General features: G+C 55.0%; 15 protein-coding genes and 1 riboswitch. Of the genes, 10 read left to right on the forward strand and 5 right to left on the reverse strand.

Annotated elements, in window-relative coordinates; genetic code table 11:
• Positions 1–687: 687 nt before the first annotated feature.
• Positions 688–1,353 carry a helix-turn-helix transcriptional regulator gene (locus WKR14_RS16885; protein ID WP_101057461.1) on the reverse strand — a complete coding sequence of 222 codons (666 nt, stop codon included), beginning with the start codon at positions 1,351–1,353 and terminating at the stop codon, positions 688–690.
• A 209-nt stretch (positions 1,354–1,562) separates the two neighbouring features.
• On the reverse strand, positions 1,563–2,168 hold the full coding sequence (locus tag WKR14_RS16890; RefSeq protein ID WP_224866114.1) for a DUF2238 domain-containing protein: 606 nt from the start codon (positions 2,166–2,168) through the stop codon (positions 1,563–1,565).
• A gap of 158 nt (positions 2,169–2,326) precedes the next feature.
• Between WKR14_RS16890 and serA the strand changes: the two genes are divergently transcribed.
• Together serA and ygfZ are read left to right on the forward strand one after the other, a co-directional pair.
• Positions 2,327–3,556: a phosphoglycerate dehydrogenase gene (gene serA, locus WKR14_RS16895; protein WP_101057465.1), complete on the forward strand. Its 1,230-nt coding sequence runs from the start codon at positions 2,327–2,329 to the stop codon at positions 3,554–3,556.
• 99 nt (positions 3,557–3,655) lie between these two features.
• Positions 3,656–4,621, forward strand: coding sequence for a tRNA-modifying protein YgfZ (ygfZ, locus tag WKR14_RS16900; RefSeq protein WP_165565587.1), 966 nt, complete (start codon positions 3,656–3,658; stop codon positions 4,619–4,621).
• Between the two features lie 58 nt (positions 4,622–4,679).
• On the opposite strand, the gene WKR14_RS16905 is transcribed toward ygfZ, so the two are convergent.
• The 3 genes from WKR14_RS16905 to WKR14_RS16915 form a co-directional block, all read right to left on the reverse strand.
• Positions 4,680–5,711, reverse strand: a complete 1,032-nt coding sequence (locus WKR14_RS16905) for a response regulator (protein WP_101052889.1) — start codon at positions 5,709–5,711, stop codon at positions 4,680–4,682.
• Between the two features lie 91 nt (positions 5,712–5,802).
• Positions 5,803–11,097 carry a PAS domain S-box protein gene (locus tag WKR14_RS16910; RefSeq protein ID WP_226565682.1) on the reverse strand — a complete coding sequence of 1,765 codons (5,295 nt, stop codon included), beginning with the start codon at positions 11,095–11,097 and terminating at the stop codon, positions 5,803–5,805.
• A 442-nt stretch (positions 11,098–11,539) separates the two neighbouring features.
• Positions 11,540–12,907, reverse strand: coding sequence for an alanine/glycine:cation symporter family protein (locus WKR14_RS16915; RefSeq protein WP_101052885.1), 1,368 nt, complete (start codon positions 12,905–12,907; stop codon positions 11,540–11,542).
• A 117-nt stretch (positions 12,908–13,024) separates the two neighbouring features.
• Positions 13,025–13,125, reverse strand: a riboswitch (glycine riboswitch).
• Between the two features lie 354 nt (positions 13,126–13,479).
• Here WKR14_RS16915 and WKR14_RS16920 point away from each other — a divergent pair.
• The 8 genes from WKR14_RS16920 (at position 13,480) to WKR14_RS16955 (ending at position 23,088) form a co-directional block, all read left to right on the forward strand.
• Entirely contained in the window at positions 13,480–14,145 is a 666-nt protein-coding gene (locus WKR14_RS16920; protein WP_028779415.1) for an ABC transporter ATP-binding protein, read from the forward strand.
• Positions 14,138–16,741: an ABC transporter permease gene (locus WKR14_RS16925; protein ID WP_339087015.1), complete on the forward strand. Its 2,604-nt coding sequence runs from the start codon at positions 14,138–14,140 to the stop codon at positions 16,739–16,741. Before WKR14_RS16920 ends, WKR14_RS16925 begins: the two co-directional genes overlap by 8 nt.
• Complete coding sequence (locus tag WKR14_RS16930; protein WP_339087017.1) at positions 16,741–17,931, forward strand: lipocalin-like domain-containing protein; 1,191 nt, start codon at positions 16,741–16,743, stop codon at positions 17,929–17,931. Before WKR14_RS16925 ends, WKR14_RS16930 begins: the two co-directional genes overlap by 1 nt.
• Before the next feature lie 257 nt (positions 17,932–18,188).
• On the forward strand, positions 18,189–18,488 hold the full coding sequence (locus WKR14_RS16935) for a chaperone NapD (RefSeq protein WP_257623157.1): 300 nt from the start codon (positions 18,189–18,191) through the stop codon (positions 18,486–18,488).
• Complete coding sequence (gene napA / locus WKR14_RS16940; RefSeq protein WP_101052881.1) at positions 18,485–20,968, forward strand: nitrate reductase catalytic subunit NapA; 2,484 nt, start codon at positions 18,485–18,487, stop codon at positions 20,966–20,968. The genes WKR14_RS16935 and napA overlap by 4 nt, the downstream gene beginning before the upstream one ends.
• Positions 20,969–20,978: 10 nt before the next feature.
• A complete protein-coding gene (gene napG / locus WKR14_RS16945) occupies positions 20,979–21,722 on the forward strand; it encodes a ferredoxin-type protein NapG (RefSeq protein ID WP_107353112.1) in 744 nt (247 codons plus the stop codon).
• On the forward strand, positions 21,719–22,651 hold the full coding sequence (napH, locus tag WKR14_RS16950) for a quinol dehydrogenase ferredoxin subunit NapH (protein ID WP_234555856.1): 933 nt from the start codon (positions 21,719–21,721) through the stop codon (positions 22,649–22,651). Before napG ends, napH begins: the two co-directional genes overlap by 4 nt.
• The gene (locus WKR14_RS16955) at positions 22,648–23,088 is read left to right on the forward strand and encodes a nitrate reductase cytochrome c-type subunit (RefSeq protein WP_071238475.1); all 441 of its coding nucleotides are present in this window, start codon (positions 22,648–22,650) and stop codon (positions 23,086–23,088) included. The genes napH and WKR14_RS16955 overlap by 4 nt, the downstream gene beginning before the upstream one ends.
• Positions 23,089–23,095: the final 7 nt, after the last annotated feature.

The following is a 23,095-nucleotide window of genomic DNA, read 5'->3' on the forward strand; positions in this document are numbered from 1 at the left end:
CAGGCGATCCTGTGACACGGCGAGAGTTGCGCAGCAACATGCTTTCGAGCGCGAGCCAGGGACGGTGAGCTGGCCGTTAAACAGGGAAGTTGTTGTGAACCCATCCCTTATCTCCATGGACGGAGTGTATACCGACATTTGTCTGGAACAAATGCGGTGGTAGCCTCGACGAAAACATCTGACCTACATGGACGTAGGAAATGCCGAATTTGTCAGGAACAAAATTCGGCCCTGTTTTCGACGGTCACAGTTCCGCCTGTGCCTGGGAAATAGGCGTATGTCTGTAGGTATATAAGCAATTTCAAGCAACGCTATGATTGCAGAATTGCACCAATTCCCCCTTCGGAGCCGCCGCTGGCGTTGTTGCAAATTGGCGTAGCCGAGACAGGGATGTCGAGGCTCGAAGGTCGAGCAAGGCGAATGTTGCGAAGCAACAAGCTTATGAGCGCGAGACAGGGATGGTGAACTGGCCCTTGTGCATGGACTCATTTGCCCACGACTTTCGCCGCGGGCACAGCAGCTATCATAGCTTTGGCTGAAAGCCATTACCGAGACACAAAACAGCACCAAGCAGCGGTGACTGCCGCACTCTGAGAGGAATTTTCCACTAACTTGGCTTACATAAAAGCCATCAAAGCATAAACAAGCCCCATTCGGGGCCAAGTTCAAGCTAAATCCAGCGACAAATCAACTGATGAGATCGAAGTGACTTTGGTAAGTCTGGGCCCAACGTAACAACTCGACTCGATTACGAGACTGGGTCTTGCGGAAGATCGATGAGATATGCGCCTTAACCGTATGTTCGCTAATACACAGACGCTGGGCTATCTCTTTATTCCTGGCGCCGCTGGAAACCAGTTGAATAATGGTTCGCTCACGCCGGGTCAACATCTGCAGCATGGAAACTGTATCGGCCGACATCTCATTGCCTGTATCCAGAGTTTTGACCAACTTACGGAACATCTTGCTGATAAGGGTTCTGTCGTACCAGAGCTCATCGGCCACCATCTTGCGCAGACCAGTAAGCATAAGATCGATACGCTGATCTGAGTAGAGCACTCCGCGGATCCCCAGCAACATAGCCGATTCCTGATCCAGTGACCCTCTGTTGACTTGATAAAGAGCGACTGGAACGTGAGAAACCAGACGACTGGCCAATAAAGGGATCCCCTTATTATCCAGCGCAGCCCCCTTCTGAGAGATTAGATAAAAAGTACTATCACTCTTCTGCGGTTCCAGCTGCTCCGGATGGCGTACTATACGGGTCTTAAGACCGATGGACTCGGCCAGTATGGCCAAATGACAAGGGGCGGCTATTTGATTTATAAAAACCAACTCATTGATACTACTCATTTTTACTCTTCTCCCTGAAAAGTCTTGCTTATATCCCTAAAGGGATAGCTTCCTTAATCACTTTAAGCGCTACTACACAAAAAGCATCAGACGATTCTGACCAGATAGTGTCCGGTTTTCATCACCATAAAGTATTATTCTAACAATCTTTAACGACTTTTCTGACAAAAGATTGTAAAGAGTGTATCCAAAACTCTTTGTTCCAACTGTCAATCTATGCCTAAATGCCGCAGTTGACGGTCATGAAATGAGGATAAGAAGAACAAGGCAGCGATAGCACCGACAAGGGCCATTAGCATATCCGACTGGGTATCCCAGACGTAACCTTGGGTGCCGAGAAAAGCCTCGGCGCCGGTTCCGGTGGCAACGGCGACCCACCATTCAATCAGTTCATAGAAGGCCGATAAGGCCAAGGCAAAACAACTGACCAGAAAAGCACACCAGGCACCAGGTTTCACCGCTTGATTACGCAGCAGTATCTCCCTGGCAATCATTGCCGGGATAAACCCTTGCGCCAAATGACCCAACTTATCGTAGTTATTGCGCTCAGAGCCCATCCACTGTGCCAAAGTATCGAACAGCGGCACCTCGGCATAAGTGTAGTGGGCGCCGACAAACAGTATCAGGCAATGCACCAAGATCAGGCCATAAAGCAGCGGGGTCAACGGAAAACGTTTGCGGGTAAAAAACAATATCGGCAGTGCCAACATACCCGGCAGCGCTTCCAACCACCAAGTGAAATCATCTTTGGGGGCAATGGCCGACCAAATAAGTACCGCAAAATAAATGACCAGCCAGATAATTGTGTTTTTCAAGCCACTTTCCTTATGCCAGTGATTGTTCTCAATTAGGGAAAAATACTTTAGCCATCTAGCCCTCCACTTCATCTGAAAAAAGTGCTACTTTGGTTGGGCATGAGCGAAAATATCATAGCATACGTACATTAGTTAATAATCAAGAGGGTACCTATATCATGGCGAAACACTCGCTGGACAAGGATAAAATTAAAATCCTGTTGTTGGAAGGCGTCCACCAATCAGCCGTTGATGTGCTGGAAAGGGCTGGCTACACCAATATCGAGTATCATAAGGCATCACTTTCCGGCGCTGAACTGCAGCAGTCGATCAAAGATGCCCATTTCGTCGGAATCCGCTCCCGTACCCAACTGACCCAAGAAGTCTTGCAACGAGCTGAAAAGCTGGTTGCCATAGGATGTTTCTGTATCGGTACCAACCAGGTCGATCTCAAGGCGGCCGAGCAACTGGGTATTCCAGTATTCAACGCGCCCTTCTCCAATACCCGCAGCGTGGCCGAACTGGTACTCGGTGAAATCATCATGTTGCTGCGCGGTATTCCGCAGCGCAACGCCCTGGCCCATCGTGGTGGCTGGCTCAAGAGCGCCAATGGCAGCTTCGAAGCCCGTGGCAAGACCCTTGGGGTCATAGGTTATGGTCATATCGGCACCCAGCTTGGGATCCTTGCCGAAACCTTAGGGATGAAAGTGATCTTCTTCGATATCGAAGATAAGCTGCCGCTGGGTAACGCCCAGCAGGTTCACTCCATGGAGCAACTACTGTCTCAGGCCGATGTGGTCAGCCTGCATGTGCCCGAAACACCTCAGACCAAAGAGATGATTGCCCAGGCCGAACTGGCGATGATGCGCAAGGGCAGCATACTGATCAATGCTTCCCGCGGTACAGTGGTAGATATCGACGCTCTGGCTGTCGCCCTCAAAGAGCAACAGTTGGCCGGCGCCGCTATTGACGTTTTCCCGGTTGAGCCCAAGTCCAATACTGACGAATTCCAAAGCCCGCTGCGCGGTCTGGACAATGTGCTGTTAACCCCACACATAGGTGGCAGCACAGAAGAAGCCCAGGAAAACATAGGTATTGAAGTTGCCGGCAAACTGGCCAAATACTCAGACAACGGCTCTACCCTGTCGGCAGTTAACTTCCCGGAAGTATCGCTTCCGCAGCATAAAGATGCCTCCCGACTGCTGCATATTCACCATAACCGCCCCGGTATTCTGATCAAGATTAACCAGGCGTTCTCGGAGAAAGGCATCAACATTTCAGCCCAGTACCTGCAAACCACACCGACCATAGGTTATGTGGTGATGGAAGTGGATACCACTCAGGCGGAAGAAGCACTAACAGAACTCAAGTCTATCGAAGGCACTATCCGCACCCGATTGCTGTTCTGATTTTCACAGGGCGCCTTATTACCCTTGGCGCCCTGTTTATTTCTGTCAAATCCGCTACAATCGCAGATCTCTTAATGCCTTCAATCTCAGGATCTTGTTATGAGCATTTGCGTTTCTCAGCCCGATTGGCCTCTGGATGCCGGCATTCCGGATCTGCTTATTTCCCGCCTCTCTCACTTGGGTCTACTTGCCGTTACCGGTGAACAGGGCCGTAGCTTTATCCACGGTCAGGTCACCACAGATATCAGCTCTCTCACGACAGAGCAGTGGCGCTGGGGCGCTCACTGCGACCCCAAAGGCAAGATGCTTTCAAGCTTCAGAACCTTTACTCTGGGTGATGCCCTGATATTGATGATGCCAAGAGATACCCTGGCAGCTGACTTGCCGCAATTGAAGAAGTATGCGGTATTCAGTAAGGCCGAACTGGTCGATGTCAGTGACGATTACAGCCTCTTGGGTGTTGCCGGGACCAAGGCTGCCACTTGGCTGGCAGAGCAGCTCCCGGGCTTCAACGCCGAACAACAAGTCAGCGTCATCGAAGGCGGCGTAGTGCTGCAAGATGGCGAGCGCTTTATTCTGGTACTGCCCAAGGCCGAGGCCGAGGCCTTGTGTCAGCAACAGCTACTAGTCGATGCCAGTGCCTGGCAAGAGCTGGAAATCCTCGCCGCCTATCCTAACCTGCCGGCGGCACATATGGGTCAGTTTGTGCCGCAAATGTGCAACTTGCAGGCAATTAATGGCATCAGTTTCACCAAGGGTTGCTACATGGGCCAGGAAACCGTCGCCCGAATGAAGTATCGCGGCGGCAACAAGCGGGCCCTCTATATCCTCAAAGGTAAAGCCACTGTCGATGTCAGCCCTGAAACCTCGCTGGAGAAGGCGCTGGATGGCGGTTTTCGTAAGGGCGGCAGCATTATTGAAGCCGTACAACGAAATGGCGAGTTGCTGCTGACCGCAGTGTTGGCCAATGACACAGAAGTCGGCGCCAAATTCCGTATCGCCGATGATGAAAACAGCGAACTGACGGTACTGCCTCTGCCTTACTCTCTGGAAGAGCAGGAGTAATAATGAGTAAGCCAATAAAGGCGCCGTCGGCGCCTTTATTTTTATCCACAGTTTGTTGCTATTCGGTGCCGGACTCGGTTTCCATATGAGTATCACGCACCTCAATCACCTGGGGCAGTATCTGTTTGAAGAACTCCACCAGTTCAGGATCAAAGTGTTTCCCCGCCTCTGACTCCAGTAGCGCCATGGTATCTTCTATGCTCCAGGCCTTCTTGTAAGGTCGAATCGAAGTCAGGGCATCGAAGACATCGGCAATGGCGACTATTCGTCCCTCAATAGGAATATCTTCGCCTTTCAAACCATTGGGATAACCTGAGCCATCCCACTTTTCGTGGTGGGTCAGCGCAATGCGCCGGGACATCTGCAGTAGAGGATCCGGGTGTTCACCAATAATCTCGGCGCCGATTTCGGCGTGTTGTTGCATGATTCTCCACTCTTCGGCATCCAGCTTGGCCGGCTTTTTCAGCACTGCGTCCGGCGTACCTATCTTGCCAATATCATGCATGGGCGCCGCGTTATAGAGTAGTTCACAGAAGTGTTCCGGCAACTGGGCCTGCTGCGCCAGTAGCTTAGCGTAGTGGCTCATGCGAATAACGTGTAAGCCGGTTTCGTTATCCTTGTATTCGGCTGCGCGGCCCAGGCGACGAATGATCTCGAAACGGGTCTGTTCCAGCTCGTGGGTGCGTTCACGCACCTGTTGTTCCAGCAAGCGCTGCTGATCATAGAGGGCCAGATGGTTACGTACCCGCGCCTTAACTATCGGGGCACTGACAGGTTTGGTGATGTAGTCGACGGCTCCCAAATCAAACCCCTGGGTCTCATCGGCCACTTCAGAGAGAGCGGTGACAAAGATCACCGGAATATGGCAAGTCATAGGCTCTTGCTTGAGACGCTTACAGACCTCATAGCCATTCATACCCGGCATCATCACATCCAGGAGGATTAGATCCGGAGGATTCTTCTGCGCCAACGCCAAGGCTCTTGGGCCATCTATCGCCACCTTGAGCTTATAGTCATCGCCGAGGATCCCGAGCAGAATATCAATATTCTCCGGTGTATCATCCACCACCAGTACAGTGGCTTTTTCCATCTCAATCTCCCTCTTACTCCAGGTTCCGCATCGCTCTTGGACGTCACTGGTATATCCTGTGACCCACATTACCTATTGAGTATAGCCAGGGTCACTCAGTCTCGTTCAGCTCTTGCTGCAGCTCGCGGACAAGATCGGCAGCATCATCAAACTGATAGCTGCCAACCATGCTGCTGACAGGTTTCAAGCGCTGCCACAGCGGTTTACTCACCCGGCGACTCAATGCTTCCAGTTGGACGACGGCTTCGGCATCAGCATCTTCCAGACTGCTTTGCAGTTGCTCCAAAGCGGTTTTAAGCGTCTCGGTATCCATCTCCTCGGCGGCATCAGCTTCCGTCTGAGAAGCGCTTTGCGGCTTATCCCCCATCCAGTCCGCAATGGCGTCGACAATAACGGCGACCCGCTTTTCCACTGCCTGCAACTCTTGCTCACACTCTTCGCCGGCTGCCAACTTGGCTTCCAATTGCCGCGCCTCTTCCACCAAAGGCTCAGAGCAGAGATTACCGGCCAGCCCCTTTAGGGTATGCGCCGCCCGAACGGCTTCTTCCTGCTGTTGCTCCTTGAGCGCCTTGCGAATCCGTTTGCCGACATTGCCCTGACTACCTAGGAAACGCTCGAGGATACGTCGATAGAGGCGCTCGGAATGCTGCACCAGTTGTAGTCCCCGGTCGATATCCAGGCTCTCTTGTTCCGGCCAGCTCACCAGATCCTCAGAATCATCTCCATCGGCCATACCTGTGTTATTATTCCCTGCAACTGGGGCTTGTCCCCCTCCCAGATACTGCAACAACACCTGATACAAGAGGCTGACTTCTATCGGCTTGGCAATGTGATCATTCATGCCGGCCCTCAGGCACATCTCCTTGTCGCCGGCCATGGCATTGGCCGTCATGGCGACCACAGGTAACTGCTCAAGCCCTGGCATCTTGCGCAGCGCCTCTGTGGCCTGATAGCCGTCCATTACTGGCATCTGGCAGTCCATCAGCACAAGATCAAACTGCTGCTGCGCCAGCTTCTCCAGCGCTATCTGGCCGTTTTCTGCGATAGACAAGTCTATGCCTACCTGCTCGAGAAACTCGGTCGCCACCTCCTGATTCATCTCATTGTCTTCCACCAGCAGCACGCGTTTGCCAACAAGAGCCGCCAGTTGCAGCGATTCGAGATCCAGTACCTTGCGCCTGACGGGAATATGCCCCTGACGTCCAAGCGCCAACATAATGCCGTCGAGTAATCTGGAGGCACTGACCGGCTTGGTGATATAGCCGTTGATCCCGAGTTGCTCCAACTGTTCGATAAAGTCACTGTTGGCGTGGGCCGATACCATGAGGATCAGCGGCGGCTCCTTTAGCTGCAATATTTGCCGGGCAGTTTCCATACCGTCCATCTCAGGCATTTTCCAATCGATCAGGGCCATCTTGTAGGGCTTGCGCTTCACCTTATCCAGCGCCTCCATGCCGCTGCGGGCACAGTCGACGGCAAAGCCCATGCTCTCGAGCGTAGTGCGCAAGATATCTCTGGCGGTGCCGTTGTCATCGACCACCAGAATGGGCATACCTTCCAGTTCCTGCTCGACATTCAGCTTGTCGTTTTCCGCCACTTTGAGCCGCACGGTAAAGAAGAAGCAACTGCCGTTGCCAAACTGGCTCTCGACACCGATTTCACCCTCCATCAGTTCCACCAGCTGTTTGGAAATCGCCAGCCCAAGCCCGGTACCACCGTATTTACGGGTGGTTGAGGTGTCTGCCTGGCTGAAAGACTTAAACAACCTGGCCTGCTGCTCGGCCGTCAGACCTATACCACTGTCGCGCACTGCGAATCTCAGGATCACTTCATCCTGCTCGCGGCTAAGCTCAGTTATCGACAGCATCACTTCGCCACGCTCGGTAAATTTAATGGCGTTGTTCATCAGGTTAATCAACACCTGACTGAGGCGCAGCGGATCCCCTTCCAGATAACTGGGCACACCAGGGGCCACGGCAAACAACAGCTCCAATTGTTTATCAGCGGCACGTTCCGAGAACATATCCCCGAGATCTTCCAAAATACTGTCGAGCTGGAACGGCACCACTTCGATATCCAGCTTGCCGGCCTCAATCTTGGAGAAGTCGAGAATGTCATTGATGATCCCCAGCAGGGATTGCGACGCCCGTTCAATTTTTTCCACATAGTTACGCTGTTTGTTATCCAGTTTGGTCTGCAGGCACAGTTGTGACATACCGATAATGGCATTCATCGGGGTGCGTATCTCGTGGGACATATTGGCAAGAAAGTCGCTCTTGGCCTTGTTGGCGGCATCGGCCTCATCTTTGGCCGTCATCAGCTCATTGGACAAGAGTTTCAAGCGGGTAATATTGGCAATGCTCATGACCACTGAGCGTTCACGATCACCTTCTTCCTCAATTTCAGAAGCGTTGACAGCCATCCACATAGGCTCGCCCGAGGCACTGAGCAGGCGCCACTCGCCGCTGACACTGTGATCGTCACTCTGCTGCAGGCACTCGTACAACTCGCTGACTTTGCTTCTGTCTTCCGGCAGCATCAGTTCGGCAAACGAGCGACGTTTAAGCTGTTCGGCGCTCATTCCCATATCACTGCAGAATTGGCCGTTACAATCCATTATGGTGCCGCGATCATCCAGATTGACTATGCCTATGCCTGCGTTATCAAACAGGGCGCGGAAATGGGCCTCACTCTGAGCCAGCTCGGTTTCCATCTTTTTACGGCCGCTGATATCGGTCAGATAACCGTTCCAAAGCATGCCATCCTGCTGTTTACTGCCTTTGGCACCGGCCTCAAGCCAACGTACCTCGCCGGAAGGATGACGGTAGCGAAACTCTTTGATCCACTGCAGCCCCCCTTCACCGGAAAGCAGCCGAATAATACTGTCTCTATCTTCAGTAACGATCCGCTCGGCCACCAGTTCAAAATCGGCCATTACCTCATTCTTGTGGTGGCCCAAAGTGGCAATGGCTGCACTGGAAAGGAAGGTGAATCTGCGTTGCTGCGGGCCTTGCCAAAACAGTTGATACACAGTACTGGGCACAGACTCAGTGATGGTTTCCAGTTGCTCCCGCGACTGCTCCATCTTTTCCTGAGCCAGCTTGCTGTCGGTAATGTCGTTGAGGCTACCATCGAACCAGAGAGGATTCCCATCTTCGTCGTAACTGGCCTTACCCTTTTCATGGATCCAACGCACGCTGCCATCCCGGTGGCGAATGCGATACTCAACATCAAAGGCTTGCTGCTCGGCCAGAGCCGAGTTTATGGTGTCAATACACAGCTGCTTGTCTTCATCTATGACCAGGGAGCCATAACTGCGCTTCTTGCTGTCGATGAAATGCCAGGCCGGATAACCGCTTATCTCTGTGATATTGTCGCTGACATACTCCATGGTCCACTGTTCATCGACCCTGGTACGATAAACGGCGCCGGGGATATTGGATACCAGACCGCGAAAACGGCTCTCGCTCTCGCGAATTTTACGCTCTACCGCCAGTTGCTCGGTCAGATCCCGAATCGATGCTGCTACCTGGCGTTTGCCCTTATGATCGGCCGGTAACAGGCTCAAACCTATCTGCACCGGAAACTGGGAGCCATTACACTTGAGTGCCTGCAGCGCCTTGCCCTTGGCCATCATGCGATCCTTACCGTCAGTCACAAAGGTATGACGCTTGGCCGCATGCTGCAAACGATCCACTTCCGGCAACAATTGATCTATGTTGAGCTTGAGCATCTCCTCGGCGTTATAGCCGAACAGCTCCTGACAACGGCTGTTGGAGAACACCAGCATGCCATTTTCATCGACAATCAGCATCGCCTCTGGCGCCGCTTCCAGCACTGCGTTGGACCAGGCCGCGGCGGAAAACTGCTCGGTAACATCGTTGAACAGCATTTCCACCGAAATCAACTTGCCTTCCTCATCGAGTAAGGGCTGCATAAACAGATCCAAACGTCTCAGCCCACCTTCGGCATCGGCCAACTCCACCTGATGCGGCGGCACAGACTCGCCGGCCAGCGCCTGTTCCATATACTGCCAATTTGCTTCGTTGATGCTGTTGCTGGAAAAGAGCCGTTGATACTTGCGCCTGAGCACCTCTGGGGAGATGCCCAACACCTTCTCCACCCCATCGCTGGCCTGCACTATCGCACCGTAAGGATCCATAGAGCAATAGAAGGACTTGTCACTCATGCCGTCGATAAGCTTGGCAAATCTGTTGCCTCGGGAGTCGAGCAGTGCCTGTTCTCTCTCCTCGAGGATTTCAGCCATCTCATTGAATTTATTGCTGAGAGTCGCAATTTCCCGCACTACGCCTTCAGGCTTTTGTAAACGTTTTATCAATCCCTTGCTGAAATCCACTATCCCGGCTTCCAACTGCTCCAGGGGCTGGGTGAGACGCTTGGCACTCCAGTAACTGGTCACCAGCAACAATATGGCCAACAACAACAGGTTGATTGTTAACGAGCTGAAATCCTGAAGGAAAGCGCGTAACAACTGTTTTTGTGGGGTAATCACCAACACCCGCCATTCCAGTGGCGCCACTCTGGCAACACTGGCAAGGTACTGCACACCATTGAGGTCACTCAGTGCTACTTCAGGAGTGTCGGCGGCGTAGATATGTTGTGCCGCTTCCTTTCCAGCGGCGGTATTGACGAGCCAATCTTCCAATTTGGCATTGCGGCTAAGGTTATTGTCCGGGTGATAGATGAGCCGCCCCTGGTTATCCAACACCAACAGCTTTTTGGGATCGATTCCCAAGCGAATCGGCAAGCTGGAAAGCGCCAGATCTGTGGTTATGACTCCCAAAGGTGCAGCTTCACTGCCAAAAGGCTGTGAGAAGGTGATCATCAAGGCATTGCCGGCCCCCTCGTCGAAATAAGGAGGAGCCCAATAACCGTCAGGATGCTTAAGCGCCTCGGTCCACCATCCCCATTCGCCGCTGGTGTAATCATAGGCTTCCTGACCTATGTCCATAATCGCAATAGAAAGATCCTGGCGAAAAGCATAGGGCGCGAAGCGTTTTTGCCCGGGCAGAAATCCGGGCTGAAAGGCAATGGCGCTGCCATAAAAATTGGGGTTGCGCTGCAATCTGTCTTTAAGCAGTTGATAAAGATTGTCAGCTTGCTGCAGACGCTCGAATGACTCAAGATGCCCCAGGCTGTAGGCCAGAGTTTGGGTATTGCGCTGCGCCAAAGACAATTCAAATTCGAGCCGCTTGGCAGCAAAGTCGGCTTTTTCGGCCAGATCGGTAAAGAAGGCCTTTTCTTCATCCTGATAGTTATACCAGCCGGTGATCCCTGAGATCACAGTCATGATAATGATCAAGGGAACAGCTATTTGAAACAGAATGCGGCTGCGAAAAGTCCTGAGTGTCTTGCTATCCGGCATAAATCTGCCTCTCTGACTATATCCTTGTATCTCTGCAACAGCAGAGCCTCTGTCAGGCACACCCTCTTGGGCAATCAATGCCGAAGTACATCAGGCGACTGAAGACAACCAACTGATTACAGGTCAAAAATTAATCTTGTTATTTAAGCATTAGCCATAATGTTACACAAGTAACTCTGCGCGAATTTACATAAAATTCATCCATCGGCGAGCGCCGGATAATACACTGCCGGCTAACAGCAAACTAAACTCACGGCGTGAAATAGACTCTTGCTGACATGGCGTATAACACTGAGCTATCAGCCCCTTTCCGCCAGATAGCCCAGTAATATATCAGCAGCGGCTACCGAATAGGAGCCGGCAAATAGTGACAACCTTAAACCGCCTGCCAGGTTAACCAGGATAAGGCGGTGTGAAGACTGTTTGCATCCCTTGACAGCTATCAGCTATCAGCCTGAGCCATGGCCTCATCACTGCAGCCACGCAGACGCTGAAAATAACTGCGGGTTTCTGCCAGCACCAGATGGCGCAGACCTATAATGGCAATCAGATTGGGTATCGCCATCAAGCCGTTGACTATGTCGGCGAGCAGCCAGATGAGATCCAGCGTGATAAAGGCGCCCGAGGCGATAAGTCCGAGAAACAACCAGCGATAGAGCGGGATCCAGCGGCCCTTGGTGAGATAGCTCCAGCAGCGATCGCCATAATAGTTCCAGCCAAGAATGGTGGTAAAGGCGAAACACACCAGCGCTACGGTTACCAAATACTGGCCAATCAGCGGCGTGGTAGCACTGGAGAAAGCGGCGCTGGTCATGCCAGCCCCGGCGCTATCGCCATTCCAGACACCGGTAAGAATAAGCACCAAACCCGTCATAGTGCAGATGATAATGGTATCGAAGAAGGTGCCCGTCATGCTCACCAACCCCTGCTCAACCGGCTCCTTGGTCTTGGCGGCTGCCGCCGCTATCGGAGCACTACCCAAACCCGACTCGTTGGAGAATACCCCACGAGCAATCCCGGTTTGAATCGCCAGGGCGATACCGGCCCCCAAAAAGCCACCGGTCGCCGCCACTGGATTGAAGGCGGAATGCAGCACCAGTGCTATCGCATCCGGGATCGCCTCACTGGCGCTCAGCAGCACCCAAAGACAGGCAACCACATAGCCTATAGCCATAGTGGGCACCAACTTTTGCGCCACAGCCGCAATCCGTTTAACACCCCCTAAGGTCACAGCAGCCACCAGCGAGGTCAGTACCACAGCAGTGATCCAGGCTGGCACATCAAAGGCGATGGTCATAGCTTCGGAAATCGCATTGACCTGGGCAAAAGTTCCTATACCGAAAAACGCCACCCCAACACCGAAAACCGCAAACAGCTTGGCCAACCAACCGAGCCCCAGGCCTTTTTCTATGTAGTACATGGGGCCACCGGCGATATTACCGTGGCGATCTGTGGTACGAAACTTAAGCGCCAATAGGCATTCGGCGTACTTGGTGGCCATACCAAAAAGGGCAGCAACCCACATCCAGAACAGGGCGCCGGGGCCACCGAGTTTGATGGCAGTAGCCACCCCGACAATATTGCCCGTGCCTATGGTGGCCGACAAAGCAGTACAGAGCGCGGCAAAAGAGGAGAGCTCCCCCTTGCCATTGGCGGGTTTGAACAACAACTGCAGCGCCAGCGGCAGACGCAACAGTTGAATGAATCCCAACCTGAAGCTCAGATAAATACCGGTTCCCACCAGCAAGAGTAAAGTGGCAGGTCCCCAGACAATGCTGTTTATCTGGGTAAGAAGTGCATGAAAATCCATAGATTCCTCAGTTATTAAACATCAAAATTAATAAACGGAGGAGGAAAAGAAATGGCTGCGAAACCGCGGCAGCAGAGGCCAAAAGCGAAAGTTCACCAGAGGCAAGGCGGTGCAATCATCCTCTCCTCTGTCCTTTTGCCTGAGCGTTTCGCGCTGGCCTAAGCCGGCACTTTCGCCTTCGGCGCCGGGGCATGCCCGGTCTCTCCAGAGGCTCGTCCAGTAACAGTCCACGCCGTCAATGCTGACCGGCACCTGAAAGAGTACCTCCAACCGGGTTAACCGGTGGAAATTGCCTCGTCGGTGTGGGGGCGATTCCCCACTCTCCTGCTACCTTCATCCGAACGGATTGCCACGTTATTCGTGGCAGGTGACACAGTTTGCGCCTAAATGGCCTCCGGCTCAAGGGCCAAAACCGACTCTCGCCCTGTTTACTGCAAAAATGTTGATCTTGGGCTAATCCCAAGCAACAGAACTTAGTTCGGTTCACGCGGCAACAACAGCCGAAAGTCGAGTTCACCGATTGAAAAAACTTGTTATGCTGTAGCAGATTACTGCGGTTCACAGGAGTTCAAATGCAGAGCCAGGTGTTGCTGGAAGGGGTAAGCAAAGGATTTTTGGACGGCGATCGCCCCCACAGGGTGCTGGAAAATCTCAGCCTGGAGATCAAACCCGGCGAGACGGTGGCATTGACCGGCCCCAGTGGCAGCGGCAAGAGCACACTGCTGAATCTGATAGCCGGTTTTGAGCACCCGGATCAGGGGCGCATCCTGCTGGCAGGTCAAGACAGCAGCCGCTGGCAGGACAAACAGTGGAGCGCCTTTCGCCGCCGCCATCTGGGGGTGGTGTTCCAGCAATTCAACCTACTGACGCCGCTCAATGTTCGCGACAATATTCTTTTTCCCCTGTCGCTGCTCGGTGAAGGCTGGCAAGCCTGGTGCGATCACCTTGTGCAGGCACTGGGGCTAACGCCACTGTTGAACCGGGAAGTCGAAAGCCTCAGCGGTGGTCAACAGCAGAGAGTAGCCATTGCCCGCGCCCTGGCCCATAGGCCTGAATTGCTGCTGGCCGATGAACCGACAGGCAACCTGGATGCCGCCGCCGGTGATGAGGTGATGCAGCTTTTGTGCGCTCTCGCCGCCGATGCCGGCAGTGCCATTCTGATGGTCACCCACAGCGAAACGGCCGCCGCCTATATGCAGCGCCGCTGGCACCTGCAGCAAGGGCGCATTCATGAATGACACAGGGGCGCTGACCACAATCAAGTTGGCTTGGCAGGCCCTGAAAGTCACCCTGGCCCACTATCGCAAGGCACCACTGCAAGCCGGCGCCATACTGCTGGGAGTGGTGTTGGCGGTGACTCTGCTGATTGGCGTCAAGGCCACCAACGACAACGCCATCAACAGCTACCGTGAGGCGGGCGAAGCCCTGGGACAACAGGCCAGCCTGTTTATCACCCCCAAGGCCCGCGGGGCCAGCCTCGATGAAGCACTCTATTTTCAACTGCGCCAAAGCGGCATCCAGGCACTGCCGGTGATCAGCGGCGTCGTTGACGACGCTCAGGGTCGCCAGTGGCAAGTGGAAGGCAGCGATATCATTGCCGCCCTCGGCACCTTCGAGCAAAGGGGCAATGGCCGCAACCATCTGCCCTTGAATAGACTGCTCGCCGGTGAGTCCATCATTGTCATGAGTGACAGCCTGCATCAGGGACTCAAGGCGCCGCCAACCCTGTCCTTCGGTGGACGCACGCTCGAAGTGCTGGCGCTCGCCGACTCACAGCAGCTCGGCAACCGCCTCTATCTGGATATCTCACTGGCCCAGCAGCTATTAAAGCGCGAAGGCACCCTCAGCTATATCGCCCTCTTTGGCGAGCCGCAAAGGCTCAAAGCACAACTCAAGCAAAGCGGACTGCCGCTGGGCAAGCTGAATATCAGCGAGCAGGACAAGGGCGCCGCCCTGACCGCGCTCACCCGCAGTTTTCATTTGAATCTCAACGCCATGGGGATGTTGGCCTTCGTGGTGGGGCTGTTTATCGCCTACAACGGCGTGCGCTACAGCCTGATGAAACGCCGCCGTTTGTTGCTCTTGTTACTCAAGCAGGGCCTGGGACGACGCGCCCTGATGCTGGCGCTGCTGCTGGAGTTGTTGCTGCTGGTGTTCATCGGATCGGCCAGCGGCTTTATTCTGGCGCTGCAGCTCAGCCAGTGGCTGCAGCCCATGGTGGCGCTGACCTTGGAGCAGCTCTATGGTGCGACTCTGCTGCCGGGGAACTGGCGCTGGCAATGGCTGGCCGAAGGCGCCGGTCTGACACTTATCGCCGCACTGCTGGCCTGCGTGCCCCTGTATCTTGAGCTGTGTCATCAGAGCCTGGCGCAAAATACCCAGAGCCAATGGCATGCCCACAGACACAGAAGCATGCATAAACGCCTGTTTCTCATGGGGGTTGCGCTGCTTGCCCTGACGGCGCTGCTTTACCCCTTGAGCCAAACCCACCAACACAGCTTGGGCTTAATGGGGCTCTTGACCCTGGCTATCCCGCTGCTGTTGCCGCAACTGTTGCAGTCTTTACTCGGGCTATTGGCGCGGCTGTTTCCGTCCGGACTCAGCAAGTACGCCATCGCCGATACCCGAGAGCTGGTGGCACCGCTGGCGCTGGCCATGATGGCGCTGCTACTGGCCCTGTGTGCCAATATCGCTATGAATACCCTGGTAGGCAGCTTTGACAAGACCCTCAGAAGCTGGCTCGACACCCGCCTGCATGCCGAGCTTTATATCCGCCCGGGCGCCGGCAATATGGCAAATCTGGAGCATTTTCTTGAGCAGCAAGCCCCCGGATTGGCTCATTTCTACCATTGGCAGGCGCCCTTCTATGCCAAGGGGAGCGGCAATACGCTGGAGATAAACCTTATCAGCCGGGACGCCGACTCTATCGCGCGCACCACGGCCCTGAAGACCCCGGCCCAAGTTACTTTCCAGGAACAAGTTGCTTCCAAGGAACAGGTGCAAGGAGCCCAAAACCAGCAACAGCAAGCGCTGCAGACTGTGATCCAAGGCCAGGCTCTGGCTATCAGCGAGCCCTTGGCGCTGACGCTGGGGCTGGCGCCAGGCGACCAGCTCAGCCTCTGCCCGGATAAGGAATGTAAGACACCACTGACCCTGCCCATCAGCGCCATCTATTACGACTATGGCAATCCCAAGGGTGAGGTCCTGCTAGCACAATCCCTCTGGCAAGAGCTTAAGCTGCCAACTGAAGCCGTCAGCCTGGCTGTGAGCGGCATAGCAACAAGTGCAGAAAGGGCCAAGGGGGCAGGACTCACAAGCATTGCCGCCCTAGAGCGCGCCCTTATTCAAGAGCTCGGACTCAGCCCGATACAGGTCTACAGCCAGCAAAAAATTCGCGACGAGGCGATTCGGGTCTTCAACAAGACCTTCAGCATAACCCTGGTACTCAACACCCTGACCTTACTGGTGGCCGCCGTGGGGCTTTTCAGTGCCGTGCTGATGCTGACCCAGTCCCGCCAGGCGAGCTTCGCCATGTTACGCTCGCTCGGGCTTACCCGTGGCCGGCTTTTGTCTATGTTGCTGTTGCAGATGCTGCTGGTGGTGCTGCTCACCTGTCTGTTGGCCCTGCCCATGGGGGCGATTCTCGGTTACCTGCTTATCCATAAGGTGACGCTGCAGGCCTTCGGCTGGACCATAGCCATGCAGTGGGACTGGCTGGCCTATGGCCGGGTGGTGCTTTTGTCGCTGCTGTGCTGCATCCTGGCGGTGATAGTTCCCCTCTATTGGCAGAGCCGCCGCTCTCTGGTCTCCAGCCTGCAACAGGAGGTGCTCTAATGCGATTGATTACAATGCGGTGGCGTGCCGTAGTGCCCTTGTTAGTGGGTCTACTGCTGGGCGGCGCTGTGCTGAGCGGCTGCGATAAGGCTCATCAAGACCAGGCTCAGCAGCAAGACTCTCGGGCCATGAGCCGGGTGATGGGTACAGCGAGCGAAGGCTATGCCAAAGTCGAGCCGGGCGCGGCGCTGCAATTTCCGGAAGATCACCTGCCCCACCCCAGGTTTCGTCAGGAGTGGTGGTATCTGACCGCCAATCTGACCACGCAAAGCGGTGAGCCCCTCGGGCTGCAATGGACTCAGTTTCGTATCACCCTCTCCCCGGATGAACCTGAATCCAGCTCTCCCTGGGCGACGAATCAGCTTTATATGGCTCACAGCGCACTCAGTTTTCAAGATAGTCACCAAAGCGCCGAGCGCTGGGCCAGGGGCGCGCTTGCCGCGCCCCAAGGCAAAGCAGCCCATCCCCAGGGAGCCCAGGACAAAACTCAAGCCGGAGCCATGGGCTTGCCGCTCAGGGTCTGGCTCGATAACTGGCGCTGGCAAAGCCAGGCGGCAAGCGGTCCCAATAGCGGGCTGTTTCCCGCCAGTTTACAGGTCAGCGAAGAGGACTTTGCCTTCGAGTTGCAACTCGATAGCCAAGCCGAGCTGCAGATCCAGGGAGACAAGGGTTTCAGCCGTAAAAATGCCGCCGGCACTGTAGCCTCTTACTACTACAGCCAGCCCTTTATTCGGGTCGAAGGCAGAGTGCGCCACAAGGAGCAATGGCTGCAGGTATCCGGCAATGCCTGGCTCGATAGGGAGTGGAGCTCAGAGTTTCTCAGTCACGGCCAACAGGGCTGGGACTGGTTCGCCTTACGGCTCGATGACGGCTCGGCCCTGATGCTGTTTCAGCTCAGAGAGCAGGAAAACAAAGCCTTTTTCAGCGGCAAGCGCATGTATCCCGACGGCAGTGGCCACCCGCTGGCGCTCGATGATATCAGCCTCAGCGTCAAGAACTGGCAACAAACGGCCAGCGGTCGCTACCCTGTCGCCTGGCAACTGGAGCTGCCGGGAGAGTCTCTGTCACTGACTCTGGAAGCCCTCAATCCCAATGCCGCCATGAACCTGTCTATCCCCTACTGGGAAGGGCCAATCACCATCAAGGGCACACAAACCGGCGTGGGTTATATGGAGCTGACCGGCTATTGAATAACCCACTTTAGGTAGTAAACAAGAACTATTCTCAAAATGACATTGCATTAGTATTGCAGGAGTCAAGCGGCTAATCTGTTTAAATTTCAAACTTGGATTCAGATCACATTGAAAATGTTGATCCGGATCGCCAATCGCTTTCATTACCTCTCAAGAGGTATACCCACATTTTTAATGAGGTCTAGACTTTGATTCAGTTCCGGTGACTCGGCCCATGCCGTGCCTGTCGCCCTTACCTGTCGAGGTGAGCCTCAATGAAGCAACAAACAGAGATGGAATACCATGTCACCAGTCTGGTGGTGCATGCCGCTCCGGGAACCCTGGATGCGGTAACCACTGCCATCCAGGCCCTTGAAGGCGCCGAAGTCCATGCCAGCAGCCCAGAAGGCAAATTGGTAGTCACCCTCGAAGGCGAAAGCCAGGGCGAGATCCTGGATAACGTCGAAGCAATCAACCGTCTGCCCGGGATACTGTCCAGCAGTCTTATCTATCATCAGGTCGATTCTGAGCCTGTCAGTCAAACAAAAGAAATAAAGAGTGAGGAAACACCATGAGCATAAGCCGCCGCGAGTTTCTTAAAGCCAACGCCGCCGTTGCCGCCGCCACGGCCGTTGGAGTCACTCTGCCAGTGAAAGTCGTCGAAGCCGCTGAGCAGAAAGACAATATCAAATGGGACAAGGCCCCCTGCCGATTCTGCGGTGTCGGCTGCTCTGTGCTGGTAGGCACAAAAGAGGGCAAGGTCGTCGCCACCAAGGGCGATCCTGAGAGCCCGGTCAACAAGGGCCTGAACTGCATCAAGGGCTACTTCCTGTCGAAAATCATGTACGGTAAAGACCGTCTGACCACTCCACTGCTGCGGATGAAAGACGGCCAGTACGCCAAAGACGGTGAGTTCACCCCCGTGAGCTGGGACAAGGCCTTCGATGTGATGGCAGAAAAGTGGAAGCACTCGCTCAACACCAAGGGCCCGACATCTATCGGCATGTTCGGCTCTGGCCAGTGGACCATTTGGGAAGGCTACGCCGCCTCCAAGCTGCACAAGGCAGGTTTCCGCACCAACAATATCGACCCCAATGCCCGCCACTGTATGGCTTCGGCCGTGGTCGGCTTTATGCGTACCTTTGGTATCGATGAACCCATGGGTTGTTATGACGACCTGGAAGCCGCCGATCACTTTGTGCTCTGGGGCGCCAACATGGCCGAGATGCACCCCATCCTCTGGGCCCGCCTGTCGGATCGCCGTCTGAGCCACCCCGACGGTAAGGTGCATGTACTGTCTACCTTCGAGAACCGCTCGTTCGATTTGGCCGACAACCCGATAGTGTTCAAGCCTCAGTCCGACCTGGTGATCCTCAACTATATCGCCAACTACATCATCCAAAACGGCGCGGTCAACAAGGACTTCGTCAACAAGCACACCAAGTTTGCTCTGGGTGTGGATGACATAGGTTATGGCCTGCGTCCGGATCATCCGCTGGAGAAAAAAGCCAAGAATCCGGGTAACGGCAAGTTCAGCGATATCAGCTTCGATGAGTACGCCAAGTTTGTCAGCCGCTACACTCTGGAATACGCCAGCGAGATGAGCGGCGTGGAGAAAGAGCGCCTGCTGGAGCTGGCCAAGGCCTATGCCGACCCCAAGGTTAAGGTGATGAGCCTGTGGACCATGGGTATCAACCAACACGTGCGTGGGGTTTGGGCCAACAACATGCTCTATAACCTGCACCTGTTGACCGGCAAAATTGCCACTCCGGGTAACAGCCCCTTCTCTCTCACAGGCCAACCTTCTGCCTGTGGTACCGCCCGTGAAGTCGGCACCTTTGCCCACCGTCTGCCCGCCGATATGGTGGTCAACAACGACAAACACCGCGCCATCACAGAAAAGGCCTGGCAGCTGCCTGAAGGCACTATTCCGCCCAAGCCGGGTTTCCATGCCGTGTTGCAGAGCCGGATGCTGAAAGACGGCAAGCTCAACTGTTACTGGACCATGTGTACCAACAATATGCAGGCCGGCCCCAACATCAACGATGAAATCTATCCCGGTTTCCGTAACCCGGAAAACTTTATCGTGGTGTCAGATCCATACCCAACAGTCACCGCCATGGCGGCCGACCTGATCCTGCCTACCGCCATGTGGGTCGAGAAAGAAGGTGCCTATGGTAACGCCGAGCGCCGCACCCATATGTGGCACCAGCAGGTGAAAGCCCCCGAAGGCGCCAAGTCGGATCTGTGGCAGCTGATGGAGTTCGCCAAGCGCTTCAAGGTAGAGGAAGTCTGGCCCGCCGAGTTGATTGCCAAGAAACCTGAATACGCCGGCAAGAACCTCTATGAAGTGCTGTTCGCCAACGGAGTGATCAACAAGTTCCCCGCCAGCGACTGTCAGGCCGAACTCAACGATGAATCTGAACACTTCGGCTTCTATGTGCAGAAGGGGATCTTCGAAGAATACGCCGCCTTCGGTCGCGGCCATGGTCACGATCTGGCTCAGTTCGACCGCTACCACGAAACCCGCGGTCTGCGTTGGCCGGTAGTGGATGGCAAGGAAACCCTGCGCCGCTTCGTTGAAGGTTCTGACCCTTACGTTAAACCGGGTTCAGGCTATCAGTTCTACGGCAAGCCGGATGGCAAGGCGGTGATCTTCGCCCTGCCCTATGAACCGGCCGCCGAGGAGCCCAACAGCGAATACGATCTGTGGATGAGCACAGGCCGGGTGCTGGAGCACTGGCACACAGGCTCTATGACCGCCAGGGTGCCCGAGTTGTACCGCGCCTATCCGGATGCGCAGATCTTCATGCATCCTGATGATGCCAAGAGCCGTGGCCTCAAGCGTGGTGATGAAGTCATCGTCGCCTCGCCTCGCGGCGAAGTGAAGACCCGGGTTGAAACCAAGGGCCGTAACAAGCCGCCCAAAGGTGTGGTGTTCATGCCCTTCTTCGATGCCCGTCAATTGGTCAACAAGCTGGTACTGGACGCCACCGACCCGCTGTCCAAAGAGACAGACTTCAAGAAGTGTCCGGTCAAAGTGATGAAGGCGTGAGGCAGCAGTAATGGGTGACAAACGCAATAGTGTCAATAACATCAATCGTCGCCAGTTTCTGGCGACCACGGCCAAAGCAGGCTGTGTGATGGGGTTGGCCGGGCTGGGGATATCAGCGCTGGCCAAGTCCCAGTCGCTGGCGCCCCAGGCGATACGTCCCCCTGGCGCCCTCGCCGAGGACGCCTTTCTCTCGGCCTGTGTTCGCTGTGGCCTCTGTGTCGAGGCCTGTCCCTATGACACCCTGAAACTGGCGCGTTGGTTTGAAGGGGCTGCCACAGGCACGCCTTTCTTCAGCGCCCGCAGTATCCCCTGCGAGATGTGCGAGGACATTCCCTGTACCCGCGCCTGTCCCAGTGGGGCACTGGATACCGGCCTCGAGAAAATCGAGGATGCCAGAATGGGCACAGCCGTACTGATCGATGAGAAAAACTGCCTTAACTTCAAAGGCCTGAGATGTGATGTCTGCTACCGCGTCTGCCCGCTCATCGATGAGGCCATCACCCTTGAGCGTGCCCGCAATGAGCGCAGTGGCCACCACGCCATGTTTATTCCTACCGTGCATGCCGATATCTGCACCGGCTGCGGCAAGTGTGAACATGCCTGCGTTTTGGAAGAGGCGGCGATCAAGGTGCTGCCGCAGAAGCTCGCCAGCGGCAAGACCGCCGAGCACGACACTTACATAGACACGGAAAAGACCACCCTGGAGATGCTCAATCAAGGGTTGCCCGGACTGGGTAACGGAGGGGCAATATGAGTCGGAAAAAAAGCTCAGACGCCTTTGCCGCCGATGCCATTGCTACCCTGGGCTGGTGGAAGGCACACAGGTTCCTGCTGCTCAGACGCCTGTCACAACTGAGCGTTTTGCTGCTGTTTGCCATAGGGCCACTGTTTGGCCTCTGGCTGCTGAAAGGCAACCTGTCGACCAGTCTGTTACTGGACACAGTACCGCTGGCCGATCCGCTGGTGACGCTGCAGAGCCTGGCCAGTGGCCATCTGCCGGAACTGAGCCTACTGCTCGGCGCCGCCATTGTCGCCCTGGGTTATGGCCTGCTGGGTGGACGGGTGTTCTGCAGCTGGGTCTGCCCGGTCAACATGGTGACAGATACGGCCGCCTGGCTCAGACGCAAGTTGGGCCTGCCCAGATTACCCGAGCTGCCAAGGTCGCTGCGCTACTATCTGCTGGTATTGGTGTTGCTCTTGCCCCCACTGACCGGCCTGTTGGCCTGGGAGTGGCTCAACCCGGTTCCCGTGGCCTACCGAGCCTTGTTGTTCGGTGGCTTCAGTGGCCTGTGGCTGCTGCTGGCGATACTGCTGCTGGATCTGTTCGTCAGCGAGCGCGCCTGGTGCAGTCACCTGTGCCCCAGTGGCGCCCTCTACAGCCTGCTGGGCAAGCTGCGACTGGTCAATATCGAGGCGGTAAGAGCCAACGACTGCAACAACTGCATGGACTGTTTTACCGTGTGTCCCGAACGGCAGGTGCTCAAACCCGCCCTCAAGGGAAGCAACCCTACGATAACCAGTACCGATTGCACCCTCTGCGGCCGCTGTATCGATGTCTGTGCCAAGAAGGTCTTTGAGTTTGATACGCCATTAACCCGGCTCTCACCCAAGGGTGAAGCCAAAGACAAATCCAACAAAATAGATTGCAACCGAATTGCCACCAAGGCGGAGAACAAGCAATGAAAAAAACACTCAGCGCAGCCGCGATGCTGCTGGCACTCAGCGCCTGCTCAGGACAGCAGGCAGAAACGGCTCAGCCGGTTAACGTCAGTTCTCTTGGCGGTGGCGATGCAGAGATTAGCTCTGTACGCCCGGCCGATGCCATGCCTTCCTACCCAATGCGTGGCAACGCCATAGAGCGTAACTATGCCGAGCAGCCGCCACTCATTCCTCACAAGGCCGACTACCCCATCAGCCTGAAGAAAAACAGCTGCATGAACTGCCATGACTGGAACAAGGCCAAGCGTATGAAGGCAACGCCTGTGGCCAAGTCCCATGTTATCGACGACAAGGGCACCCTCAATGGACAGAACTATTTCTGTACCCAGTGCCATGTACCTCAGGCCGATAACAAGCAGCCGCTGGTGGAAAATAACTTCAGCACTGGCGCTGCCAACTGATAGCGAG

The organism is Shewanella chilikensis, assembly GCF_037953065.1.
GTDB lineage: Bacteria > Pseudomonadota > Gammaproteobacteria > Enterobacterales > Shewanellaceae > Shewanella > Shewanella chilikensis.

Excerpts from the sequence above, each read along its gene's own strand:
- WKR14_RS16885 (WP_101057461.1), bottom strand. The coding sequence starts at position 1,353 with ATGAGTAGTATCAATGAGTTGGTTTTTATAAATCAAATAGCCGCCCCT.
- serA (WP_101057465.1), top strand. The coding sequence starts at position 2,327 with ATGGCGAAACACTCGCTGGACAAGGATAAAATTAAAATCCTGTTGTTG.
- ygfZ (WP_165565587.1), top strand. The coding sequence starts at position 3,656 with ATGAGCATTTGCGTTTCTCAGCCCGATTGGCCTCTGGATGCCGGCATT.
- WKR14_RS16905 (WP_101052889.1), bottom strand. The coding sequence starts at position 5,711 with ATGGAAAAAGCCACTGTACTGGTGGTGGATGATACACCGGAGAATATT.
- WKR14_RS16910 (WP_226565682.1), bottom strand. The coding sequence starts at position 11,097 with ATGCCGGATAGCAAGACACTCAGGACTTTTCGCAGCCGCATTCTGTTT.
- WKR14_RS16915 (WP_101052885.1), bottom strand. The coding sequence starts at position 12,907 with ATGGATTTTCATGCACTTCTTACCCAGATAAACAGCATTGTCTGGGGA.
- WKR14_RS16920 (WP_028779415.1), top strand. The coding sequence starts at position 13,480 with ATGCAGAGCCAGGTGTTGCTGGAAGGGGTAAGCAAAGGATTTTTGGAC.
- WKR14_RS16925 (WP_339087015.1), top strand. The coding sequence starts at position 14,138 with ATGAATGACACAGGGGCGCTGACCACAATCAAGTTGGCTTGGCAGGCC.
- WKR14_RS16930 (WP_339087017.1), top strand. The coding sequence starts at position 16,741 with ATGCGATTGATTACAATGCGGTGGCGTGCCGTAGTGCCCTTGTTAGTG.
- WKR14_RS16935 (WP_257623157.1), top strand. The coding sequence starts at position 18,189 with ATGAAGCAACAAACAGAGATGGAATACCATGTCACCAGTCTGGTGGTG.
- napA (WP_101052881.1), top strand. The coding sequence starts at position 18,485 with ATGAGCATAAGCCGCCGCGAGTTTCTTAAAGCCAACGCCGCCGTTGCC.
- napG (WP_107353112.1), top strand. The coding sequence starts at position 20,979 with ATGGGTGACAAACGCAATAGTGTCAATAACATCAATCGTCGCCAGTTT.
- napH (WP_234555856.1), top strand. The coding sequence starts at position 21,719 with ATGAGTCGGAAAAAAAGCTCAGACGCCTTTGCCGCCGATGCCATTGCT.
- WKR14_RS16955 (WP_071238475.1), top strand. The coding sequence starts at position 22,648 with ATGAAAAAAACACTCAGCGCAGCCGCGATGCTGCTGGCACTCAGCGCC.